This is a genomic window from Proteus sp. CD3 (assembly GCF_008808075.1).
GTDB classification, from domain to species: domain Bacteria; phylum Pseudomonadota; class Gammaproteobacteria; order Enterobacterales; family Enterobacteriaceae; genus Proteus; species Proteus appendicitidis.
The window spans coordinates 1,083,355-1,094,958 of record NZ_CP019686.1 but is presented as its reverse complement, the minus strand read 5'-3'; the positions used below and the strand labels follow the sequence as shown (position 1 = coordinate 1,094,958).

10 protein-coding genes are annotated in these 11,604 nt (G+C 37.3%); all 10 read right to left on the bottom strand.

The features are described from left to right. Positions 1 to 6 precede the first annotated feature (6 nt). The gene (locus BTA34_RS04855; protein ID WP_151434707.1) at positions 7 to 402 is read right to left on the bottom strand and encodes a hypothetical protein; all 396 of its coding nucleotides are present in this window, start codon (positions 400 to 402) and stop codon (positions 7 to 9) included. 460 nt (positions 403 to 862) lie between these two features. Beyond that, entirely contained in the window at positions 863 to 1,624 is a 762-nt protein-coding gene (gene kdsB, locus BTA34_RS04850) for a 3-deoxy-manno-octulosonate cytidylyltransferase (protein WP_109373527.1), read from the bottom strand. A 4-nt stretch (positions 1,625 to 1,628) separates the two neighbouring features. Continuing rightward, a complete protein-coding gene (locus tag BTA34_RS04845; protein ID WP_004244593.1) occupies positions 1,629 to 1,808 on the bottom strand; it encodes a Trm112 family protein in 180 nt (59 codons plus the stop codon). A 415-nt stretch (positions 1,809 to 2,223) separates the two neighbouring features. Continuing rightward, complete coding sequence (locus BTA34_RS04840) at positions 2,224 to 2,439, bottom strand: cold-shock protein (RefSeq protein ID WP_023581324.1); 216 nt, start codon at positions 2,437 to 2,439, stop codon at positions 2,224 to 2,226. Positions 2,440 to 2,953: 514 nt separating this feature from the next. Then, positions 2,954 to 3,943, bottom strand: a complete 990-nt coding sequence (lpxK, locus tag BTA34_RS04835) for a tetraacyldisaccharide 4'-kinase (RefSeq protein WP_151434706.1) — start codon at positions 3,941 to 3,943, stop codon at positions 2,954 to 2,956. Beyond that, complete coding sequence (gene msbA / locus BTA34_RS04830; protein WP_151434705.1) at positions 3,940 to 5,685, bottom strand: lipid A ABC transporter ATP-binding protein/permease MsbA; 1,746 nt, start codon at positions 5,683 to 5,685, stop codon at positions 3,940 to 3,942. The genes lpxK and msbA overlap by 4 nt, the downstream gene beginning before the upstream one ends. 36 nt (positions 5,686 to 5,721) lie before the next feature. After that, positions 5,722 to 7,959, bottom strand: a complete 2,238-nt coding sequence (locus tag BTA34_RS04825; protein WP_265576229.1) for a DNA internalization-related competence protein ComEC/Rec2 — start codon at positions 7,957 to 7,959, stop codon at positions 5,722 to 5,724. 541 nt (positions 7,960 to 8,500) lie between these two features. After that, positions 8,501 to 8,788 (bottom strand): integration host factor subunit beta, encoded by a 288-nt coding sequence (gene ihfB / locus BTA34_RS04820; protein ID WP_006537420.1) that lies wholly within the window; start codon positions 8,786 to 8,788, stop codon positions 8,501 to 8,503. Between the two features lie 64 nt (positions 8,789 to 8,852). Continuing rightward, positions 8,853 to 10,526 (bottom strand): 30S ribosomal protein S1, encoded by a 1,674-nt coding sequence (gene rpsA / locus BTA34_RS04815; RefSeq protein WP_006537421.1) that lies wholly within the window; start codon positions 10,524 to 10,526, stop codon positions 8,853 to 8,855. A 173-nt stretch (positions 10,527 to 10,699) separates the two neighbouring features. Further along, positions 10,700 to 11,386, bottom strand: a complete 687-nt coding sequence (gene cmk / locus BTA34_RS04810) for a (d)CMP kinase (RefSeq protein ID WP_099074997.1) — start codon at positions 11,384 to 11,386, stop codon at positions 10,700 to 10,702. Positions 11,387 to 11,604 lie beyond the last annotated feature (218 nt).

Genomic DNA, 11,604 nt, shown 5'->3' with positions numbered 1-11,604 from the left:
TCTCGATTAATTGGTTGTTTTATTAGGTTTAAAACATAATCCTGCATCTTCCTTATAAACAACATAAGCACGACGCCAAGGTTCATTATCTAAAAGACGCCATTTATGACCAGTACCACTGTTATCTTGTGCTAATAACACATCACCCGGTTTAATAATGAAGGTTGAACCATCTTTTGTTTCAAATTCTAATGTGCCAGATAATGTAATAACATAGCGAGGAACGGGATCTTGATGCCAGTCATAAGAACCACCAGAGGTTGTTTCTCTAAAAGATAATTCTGAAACGGGAATAGGCAAACTTTCCCTATCACCCTGTGAACTATCTTTAAATTCGATAACTCCTTCTTCAAATAATGAATTACCATCTTCTCCAGTCCATAAACGAATACAACGGATCATCTCTTCAAACTCCTTTAATAATTGATACCTAAGCTTCTATAATTATTTATTATAGTTAATATTTATTATTATTCCCTATAATCAACAGCACAATTAAGTGTTTTTTATTATTAAAAAATATAGCAGTAATCAAATAATATGAGTCGTTATTAGATTAAGTATTCAATAGCATGGGCAGAACAAATATAATGTTACTTCCAATAAACATACCGAAAAGTTGTGATATTTTTCCGTTATTCTTGAATATATTAATTTTTCTGTTCAACCTTTTTAACCCATTGCACAAATTAAGATTTTACAGCTCTGATAAAAAATTCTTTTTGTTAAAATAAGAATAATCAATATGTTAGCAATAATTAACTCAATAATATTAAGTAGTTAAATCATCTTAAAGAAGAAAATAAAAACGGCACTTAAATAAAATTAAGTGCCGTTGATATTATTTGTTGTCGCTAAAAGACTAAAATTCTTGGTTAAGCGCTCGATATGCCGCTCTTGCTGCAACAAGATCATCTTGTGTATCTACACCCACACCAGGAACTTCTAATGCTTTTGCAACATGGATTTTTTCACCATACCACAGCACACGCAGTTGCTCTAACATTTCAATAGATTCTAATGGGCTTGGTTCCCAAGTAATATATCGACGAATAAAGCCTGCACGATAAGCATAAATACCAATATGGCGTAGATAATGCTCACCAATTTCATCATGCGATAAATTAAAACGGTCTCTTTCCCAAGGAATGGTTGCACGAGAAAAATAAAGTGCGAAACCTTTTGCATCCATCACAACTTTCACTGCGTTAGGGTTAAAAGCTTCTTTTGAGTCAACAATAGGCACTGCTAATGTTGCCATTCCAGCACCACAATTTGCCAAATTTTCGGCTACTTGGGCAATAATAGCGGGTGGAATAAGAGGCTCATCACCTTGTACGTTAACGATTATTTCATCATCTGCAAATTGATATTTTTCAATGACTTCTGCTAAACGTTCTGTACCTGAATGGTGATCTTCGCGAGTCATACATGCTTCCCCGCCCGCTTTTTCAACTGCTGCAACAACCTCTAAATTATCGGTTGCAACAATGACGCGGTTTGCACCAGAGCGCATAGCCTGTTCCATCACACGAACAATCATAGGCTTGCCATGAATATCCGCAAGGGGCTTACCCGGTAAACGGGTCGATGCATATCGACCAGGGATAATGACTGTAAACATGAGGTTACTTTTCCTCTTCTAGTGATAATTCTCTTGCTTCATTCTCCAGAAGAACGGGGATATTGTCACGAACAGGATAAGCTAAATGATCGATTTTGCAGATAAGCTCTGAATTTTCTTTATCAAAGATAAGTTTGCCGTGGCAAACTGGGCAAGCAATAATTTCAAGTAAGCGGTGATCCATTTTTTCCCTCTCAAGGGTTAATCATTTTATATGGTAAAAGGATATCATAAGGAAGGATCAGCGTTAATACTCAAAACCTCTCGTTTAGTGATAATTCGAAAATTATTTTAGTTATTAATAAATTTATTATTTTCTCTTTTACTATAAGCAACAAAAAAGCCACATTAATGTGGCTTTTTATCGTTGAGTCTACAACATCATTAATAAAGAATTACATTCGGCTTTTATTGATAATAATTTAACCTTTTTATTATCTTTATTGCATTCTAATTAACGAAATGACTCTTTTATATTACTTATTCAGCTTGGTGGTAAACTATTTCTGCTTACCTACCTAAAAATAGGCATAAACGATAATTTAATCTCAATGTTAAACTATCGTTTTATCTACATTTTTAACAAGGATGAACCTTATTTAAAATCCGATAACATCAGCCGCTTCTAAACCTGCTGCTGTTCTGATAACAGAAAACTCAACGTCTTGACCTTCTGTTAATGCTTTATTTTTTGTATTGGCAATCGCTTTTTTATTGACATAAACTTCTTGTTCAATATCTCTTGCAACAATAAGACCATAACCTTTGTTATTGTCAAACCATTTTACGCGACCCATTCTTAATTGTAATGTCATGATAGATAAACTCCTTTTGTTCTTTGTATAGCTTTATTTTCCTATACAAATGCATCCTACTTTTTATTAAGTCTTCTTATATAAAACCCCAATTAAATTCTGAACACATTAATTTAAGTAGTGCATTTTATTATTCAATATAAATGTTCAAAATCGTGATAGCTAAGCTTAATAAGCATCATAAAGCTCAATAAATATTTACAGTATCAACATGACAAAAAGATGACATGTTGATATTTATTGCGCACTGATAAAAAAGATAACCGGGCATAGAGATAATTAGTCAACAGTCAAAATATTTTTTATCATTCGTTGTGCGTACAAACCGACGCTATTCACTGCACAAAATATTAACCCTACATTCAAGATCCACAAACTCTCCACACAAGGCTTTTGAGTAGATAGGGTATTGGCGAGTTAAATTGAACTACGACAAAAGCGATATGCGACTGTAGGTAGGTAATCTTTTATGTAACGCTATCCTGATTTCCACTATAAATATCATTGTTTCAGATCAGATACAAGTTTTTTTCGAGCCGTAAATTAAATTGCTGACTTGTTTTAGCACTGATTGACTATTTAATTTAGCGCTAACGGGCAAATACCACCAATTATCTTGCGCAAAATGCTGGCATTTAACGGCATCCTTTTCTGTCATAATAAGAGGTTCTAAATCAGGTGTTAAGCCCTGTAATTCTTGAGCGCTATAATCACTATGATCACTAAATGCTTTTGTTGTGATTAACTCAATCCCTTTTGCATGTAAAGAGTTAAAAAATCGAGGTGGATGACCAATTCCAGCGATAGCAACAGCCTTTTTAATTTGCTGAACGGGTTTCTTTTCACCCGTTTTAAGATTAACAGCAATATCACCCTCTAGCACCATGCCTATTTCGTCACCTTGGCTTACTCCACCATTAACGATAATTGCATCTACTGAATTTAAGCGCCCTGCACGCTCCCGCATAGGCCCTGCTGGTAACCACCAACCATTGCCAAACCGACGTTGGCCATCAATAACAACAATTTCATAATTACGCTGTAATGCATAATGCTGTAAACCATCATCAGTGATGATCACATCAAGCTCATATTGAGCTAATAATGCTTTTACGGCATCTCGTCGGTTAGGTGCAACCGCAACGGGAGCGCCTGTTCGATGATGAATCAACACAGGCTCATCACCTGCCATGGAAGGTGGTGTCTCGGATGTCAAAAGTAATGGATAATGGTCTGATTTCCCGCCGTAACCACGAGACACAACACCTGGTTTAAATCCCTGCTGTATTAATTGCTCAACAAGCCATATCACAACGGGTGTTTTGCCATTTCCACCTGCGGTTAAATTGCCAACAATCACAACAGGAACTGGAGCTTTCCATGATGCTAACCACCCTTTCTGATATGCAAAGCGCCTTAACAGTGTGATCGCGCCATACAACCATGAGAATGGAAGCAATAGGATATAAAACCAAGATTTACCAGACCAAATCCGTTCAATCATTTGCCAAATTGCATCCTGTGAAGTTGAGCATAAATACCTTTTTTCTCAATCAAATCAAGGTGTGCGCCACGTTCAATAATTTCACCGTCTTCAATAACTAATATTTCATCCGCTTTTTCAATAGTTGATAAACGGTGAGCAATCACTAAAGAAGTTCTATTCTTCTGTAGTTCATCAAGTGCTGACTGGATAGCACGCTCTGATTCTGTATCCAGTGCTGATGTTGCCTCATCAAGAATAAGAATTGGTGAATCTCGCAGTAACGCTCTTGCAATTGCAATACGCTGACGTTGTCCACCTGAAAGTAACACACCATTTTCACCAATTTCAGTATCTAAGCCTTTATCCATTTTTTGGATAAAATCCATCGCATGAGCCATTTTCGCCGCTTTTTCAATATCTTCACGGGTATACTGTTCTTCACAGGCATAGACGATATTGTTTGCCACAGTTTCATTAAAAAGGTGAACATTTTGAGAAACTAGTGCGACTTGGTTACGCAAAGATTTCAATGTGTATTCACGAATATCATGACCATTAATCAATATCTCACCTTCATTAATGTCATAAAAACGTGTGATCAAGTTAGCGATAGTAGATTTACCTGAACCTGAACGTCCAACTAATGCAACAGTTTTCCCTGCTGGAATAGTAAATGACATGTTTTTCAGTGCTGGCGTATCTTTTGTGACATATTGGAAAGTGACATTACGAAACTCAATATCACCTGTTGGTTTTTTCAGTTCAAGCTTACCAGTGTCTTTTTCTTGCTCCATATCGAGGATAGCAAATAGTGTCTGACAAGCAGCCATACCACGCTGAAATTGAGCATTCACATTAGTCAGTGATTTCAATGGGCGCATTAATGCAACCATTGAGGAGAAAACAACCGTTATTGTACCCGCTGTTAATGTATCCATAATTTCAGGGAAGCTTGCTGCATACAGAACAAACGCTAATGCGAAAGAAGCAATCAATTGAATAATAGGATCTGAAATTGATGACGCAACAACCATACGCATACCTTGACGGCGAATATGATTACTCACATGATTAAAGCGTTTATTTTCAACTTCTTGACCATTAAAAATCAGAACTTCTTTATGCCCTTTTAGCATTTGTTCTGCACTAGTGGTCACTTGCCCCATACTATTTTGAATTCGTTTACTGATCGTTCTAAAACGAGTCGATACTAAACGGATAACAACAGCAACAATAGGCGCGATAACAATGAGGATCAGAGATAATTGCCAGCTATAGTAAAACATCAAACAGAATAGCCCGATAATATAAGCACCTTCACGGACAACAGTAATTAATGCACCTGATGATGAAGAGGCAACTTGTTCTGAATCATATGTGATACGAGAGAGTAAAGTCCCTGTTGATTGCTGATCGAAAAAGCTCACCGGCATACCCATAATATGAGAAAACAGTCGGCGACGCATATTCATTACTACTTTTCCTGATACCCAAGAAAGACAGTAACTTGAAATAAAGTTAGATATACCACGCAGAACTATCAGTCCAATAACGGCAAATGGCATCCATTTTAATACGTCATTGCTGGCTTTACCAAAACCTTCATCAAGAAGCGGTTTTAATAAAGAAATCATAAATGCATCCACACCCGCATTGATAATTAGTGCAATTGCAGCAGTGATTAAACCCGCTTTGAAAAGTCGGATCATTGGCCATAGGCGGCGGAATGTTTGCCACGTTGATAGATCTATATCATTCATATATATTACCAAACTTTTAATAATTAGCCGGACATTCTACTCGGGAAACGTCAAAACACCAAACCACTGATGATACCAACGAGGTAAAATATCTCGTCTATAGGTAAATACATCAATATTATCTTGATTAAACTCGATAGAAACTTGCCCACTAATAGAGGTTGTTAGCCAGTTAATAGCTTCTTTTTTATAACGATGATGCACTTTATCAGAAGGTAAACGCCAAGGGCTATAACGAGCAGCAGAAACAAGCGCAAATTTAGGTGATACTGCTTGAATAAACATCAATGTGGATGATGTTTGACTACCATGATGAGGGACTTGTAAAACATCTGCCTTCAGTTGTTCTTTTTTTACTCTTACTAATGAGGCTTCAGCTTCTTTTTCTATATCTCCCGTCAAAAGAATATTGTGTTTACCATCGCTGATATTAATCACACAGGATTGATTATTCTTCGGGGAGAGTGATTTATTCGGTGGCCATAATGCATCAAATTGAAGATCTTTCCACTGCCATGATTTATTGCTTAAGCAAGGTAAATGCGAAGGAGCGTCAAAGCTACTGCGAATACTTAAGTTAGGATAAGCTTTTATTAAATCCTTCATACCACCAGTATGATCAAGATGATCATGACTAATTATCAGTGCAACTGGTTTAAGCCGATGGCTTTTTAGATAAGGAATAATGACACTTTTTGCAATTGAACCACCATTTCTCCAACGTATTCCGGTGTCATAAATAATCGCCTCTCCTTCTTTTTCAATAATAACCACCAAACCATGTCCAACATCTAGCATAGACATTCGCCATTGATAGCGTGAAGAAGCTGCGAATTCACAATATAAAATAGTCGCAATAGCCACAATACAAATAAAATGATGATGCCACCATGACATTTTGAGGATTAAAATAATACCTATTCCCCAAAAACCTAATAATAAAGGGATAGCACCGCTATCTTGCCAAAATGGTAAAAATAATGGCGCACACCAAAAAGCAAAATTAATAGAAAGATCAACCCAATGCCAAATTATCGGTTGTAAAAATGAGAGAAAAAATGTCAATAATCCAATCATTATTAACGGTACGGTAATAAAAGAAATAATAGGAACTGCCCATAAATTAACGATGAAACTAAAAAAATTAGCACCATTAAATAAATATAATTGAAATGGTAATAAAATAATTAATAAACCAAATTGTAAATGTATCAATCTTAAAATAAACCACCGCTTTTGATAATTATATTTAGCTTTTAATGGGTACATCCAATACCAAAAAATGATGGCGAATGCAGCAGAAAATGAAAGCCAGAAACTGGCTGAAAGTATAGAAAGAGGTTCCACAATAAGAATGAGTGAAGCACTCCAAAGCGCCCATTGCCAAGGTAAAAATAATCGACTCCCCCAATGCAAAATCACCCAAACGGTTAATCCAATAACAGCTCTTGTAGCGGGTATTCCCCAACCTGATAACGCAGCATAGAAAACACCACATAGCCAAGCGATAACTAATGGAAACTGTGGATTAATCCACCTTATAGGAAAAAGAAATTGAATACCTCTTGCAATAACCCAACCAGCAAAGGCAGCTAAACCTATATGTAAACCTGATATCACAATTAAATGTGCAACTCCTGTTTTCATATAAAGATCTTTTTTCTCAGGTTCGATATATCGTTTATCACCTAAAACTAAAGCAATAATTTCACCTTTATTTTTTGCTGCTTGCCAATAAGCGGAGATAGTCTGAATAAGTTGAGTACGCAGTGATATATCATCTCGGATAAACTTAGCGATCATCACTTTACCCGCTAACGTTTCTTTCATAGAAACGGCATATTTTTGGCTATCAAACCCACCTTCATTTAAATAGCTATGTACAGCTCTGAATTGAATTTTAAACTTCCAATATTGCCCTACTGCTATATTTTTAGGTGGATTTCGCCAATACACGTTAGCATAAACAGAGGATGAAAAGAGCGTTTTTTTCGTAATAGGTATTTTGATAATAACGTTATCATCTGTTAATTGACGATACTCCATAACGTTGGTTTCAAGTGTTGCTATGTTATCAGCAAACTGTTCCGTTCTTGTCATTAGCGATGACGCAACCATATTTGAATAAACCCAGAAAAATAGAGATATCGCTAAAAATCGGAATGAGCAAAAAGGAACAAATAATAGAAATAGTGCAACAAGAATAATAATAGAATAAATAGTTTGGCTAAAAAGTGTATGTTGAACTAATAACGGTAAGCAACCTAATATCATTGCTAAAGCAATATTGTCTAAAGTTAACTTTGTGAAATAGAGTTTTTGAAAATAAGCTGAATGAAAGCACTTCCGTTTTATTGATACCACCCTTAACTCAAAAAAATTTATCATCCGATTTAATAAAATCATTTCCAGCATCCTTACCTTCAATCATTCTTTAAATATCATGATATTACCATTTAGTTAAAGAAAGACTTTTAGGTCATTTTTTAGCGATGCTTTATAAAAAGAAAAAGATCTCTTGTTACATACAATAAATTTTGCGAAGAAACTCGTAAAAAACAAAGCAACTAAGTAATACAGGTAATTAAATAGAGAAATTACCACTAAAGCAGAATACAGTAGTAAAGAAGGAGCAAGAAAGGTAAGTACTAGAGAGATAAAATAAATAGAGTAAATCAATCAATTCAAGATGAGAAATAAAAGATTGGAGAGCAGAAAATACACTAAACGTCATAATAATTGATAATAAAAAAACGGCACCTAAGCACCGTTTTTGAGAAAGTTAACTAACATCGTGCCATTTCGACAGGAGTTATTATTCCGTATAAATATTTACACGGTCACGTAACTCTTTACCTGGCTTAAAGTGTGGAACGTATTTACCTTCCAGATCTACTTTATCACCAGTCTTCGGGTTACGACCCGTACGCGGCGCACGGTAGTGTAGAGAAAAACTGCCGAATCCGCGGACTTCGATACGCTCACCATCAGCTAAAGTATCAGCCATATGATCAAGCATTTCTTTTACAGCTTCTTCAACCGTCTTAGCCGAAAGATGAGATTGTAGGCCTGCAAGTCTCTCGATTAACTCAGACTTGGTCATATTACCTCCCTAAACTACCGATAAATAGGCAACGATTAACGTTGCCTTTCGTTAATAACTTAAATTATTCGCCTTTAGCTGCTTTGAAAGCTTCAGCCATAGCGTTGTTTGAAAAACCAACTTCTTCTTTGTTGTTTACAGAAGCGATAGCGTCTTTCTCGTCTGCTTCGTCCTTAGCACGAACAGATAAGTTGATAACGCGGTTTTTACGATCAACGCCAGTGTATTTAGCTTCTACAGCTTCGCCAACATTCAGAACCAGAGTTGCATCTTCAACGCGGTCACGTGAAGCTTCTGAAGCACGCAGGTAACCTTCAACACCGTCAGCTAATTCTACAGTTGCGCCTTTAGCGTCAACAGCAGTTACTTTACCAGAAACAATAGCACCTTTTTTGTGAGCAGACAGGTAATTATTGAATGGATCTTCTGATAATTGTTTAACGCCCAGTGAGATACGTTCACGTTCAGCATCAACTTGCAGAACTACAGCAGCGATTTCGTCGCCTTTTTTGTATTCACGAACTGCTTCTTCACCTGCAACATTCCAAGAAATGTCAGATAAATGAACCAGACCATCAATACCGCCGTCTAAACCGATGAAGATACCGAAGTCAGTGATAGACTTGATTTTACCTTCAACACGGTCGTTCTTGTTGTGAGTTTCTGCGAACTGCTGCCATGGGTTAGATTTGCACTGTTTCAGACCCAGTGAAATACGGCGACGTTCTTCATCGATGTCAAGAACCATAACTTCAACAACATCACCAACGTTAACAACTTTAGATGGGTGAATGTTTTTGTTAGTCCAATCCATTTCAGAAACGTGTACCAGACCTTCAACGCCTTCTTCGATTTCTACGAAGCAGCCGTAATCAGTCAGGTTAGTTACACGACCAGTCAGTTTAGTACCTTCTGGATAACGTTTAGCGATAGCTACCCATGGATCTTCGCCCAGTTGTTTCAGACCTAATGATACGCGAGTACGTTCACGGTCGAATTTCAGGACTTTAACAGTGATTTCGTCGCCAACATTGACAATTTCGCTTGGGTGTTTAACACGTTTCCAAGCCATGTCAGTGATGTGCAGTAAGCCGTCAACACCGCCCAGATCAACGAATGCACCGTAGTCAGTAAGGTTTTTAACAATACCTTTAACTTCCATGCCTTCTTGCAGGTTTTCTAATAACTGATCGCGTTCTGCGCTGTTTTCAGATTCGATAACCGCACGACGAGACACAACAACGTTGTTACGTTTTTGGTCTAATTTGATGACTTTGAACTCAAGCTCTTTGTTTTCCAGATGAGTTGTATCGCGAACTGGGCGAACGTCTACCAGTGAACCTGGTAAGAACGCACGAATGCCGTTCAGTTCAACAGTGAAACCACCTTTAACTTTACCGTTGATGATACCAACAACAGTTTCGTTTTCTTCGTAAGCTTTTTCCAGCATCAGCCACGCTTCGTGACGTTTAGCTTTCTCACGAGACAGAACGGTTTCACCGAAGCCATCTTCAACCGCGTCCAGAGCAACATCAATTTCGTCGCCCACTTGGATTTCTAATTCGCCTTGAGCGTTTTTGAATTGTTCTACAGGAATAGCAGATTCTGATTTCAGACCTGCATCAACCAGAACAACGTCTTTATCGATAGCAACTACAACGCCGCGAACGATAGCGCCAGGACGAGTTTCGATTGTTTTTAGGGATTCTTCAAAGAGTTGAGCAAAAGATTCTGTCATGTTAATGATCTTCAAGTAAATTTAATTAACGTCCATTTAGCATCCGGCCGAATGGGGTTGTTTCACATACCTCGTTACATCCTTTGTGACAAGGTCATCGGGCATTGTTGTGTTTTCATTAACACGTCAACCCGATTTTGATAATTACCTAGTATAAACGAAATAAAAATTAATTACGCTGATAATTGCAGATTTTTTTTAGCATAAGTCAACGATTTTTCAATGACTTCGTCAATAGACAAACTTGTAGAATCGAGAATTAATGCATCTTTCGCCGCAACAAGTGGCGCAACAGCGCGATTCCGGTCACGGTGATCGCGTTCTTTTATCTCGGATAAAAGGCGCTCAAAGTTAACATTAAAGCCCTTTTCCTGCAACTGTAACATGCGACGACGCGCGCGTTCTTCTGCACTCGCTTCTAAAAATATTTTCACTTGAGCATCAGGAAAAACGATTGTTCCCATATCTCGGCCATCAGCAATTAAGCCAGGTGCTGTACGAAATGCGCGCTGACGACGCAGTAATGCTTCTCTTACACGAGGAAAAGTCGCAGCTTGTGATGCCGTGTTTCCAACTGTTTCTGTTCGAATTTCAGTTGAAACATCTTCACCTTCAAGAATGACACTTAAGCCATTCTCATTAGGAATAAAACGCACATCTAAATTTGCAGCCAAGGGGACTAAAGCATCTTCTGAGGTGATATCAACATGGTGATGTAAAGCCGCTAATGCCAATACACGATAAATAGCGCCAGAATCGAGTAAATGCCAGCCAAACGCTTTCGCTAATGCTTGGCATAATGTTCCTTTACCTGCTCCGCTAGGCCCATCAACAGTTATAACAGGGACGATAACCGCCATGAGTTTCTCCTTTTCGTGGGCACTGCATTTCTGTATTTGTTGCTCTTATTACATTGATATAATAGGCATAGTATTCAAACAGAGAAAAACAGTATTAATATATGCGCGACATTATACGCATACAATGTATAGGAAGAAACAAGCAGATAAGCACTAAAGAGTCTTATTTAATATTAATTTTTCGAGATAGGCTATTTTTTAGAAAAATCAATCTGGCC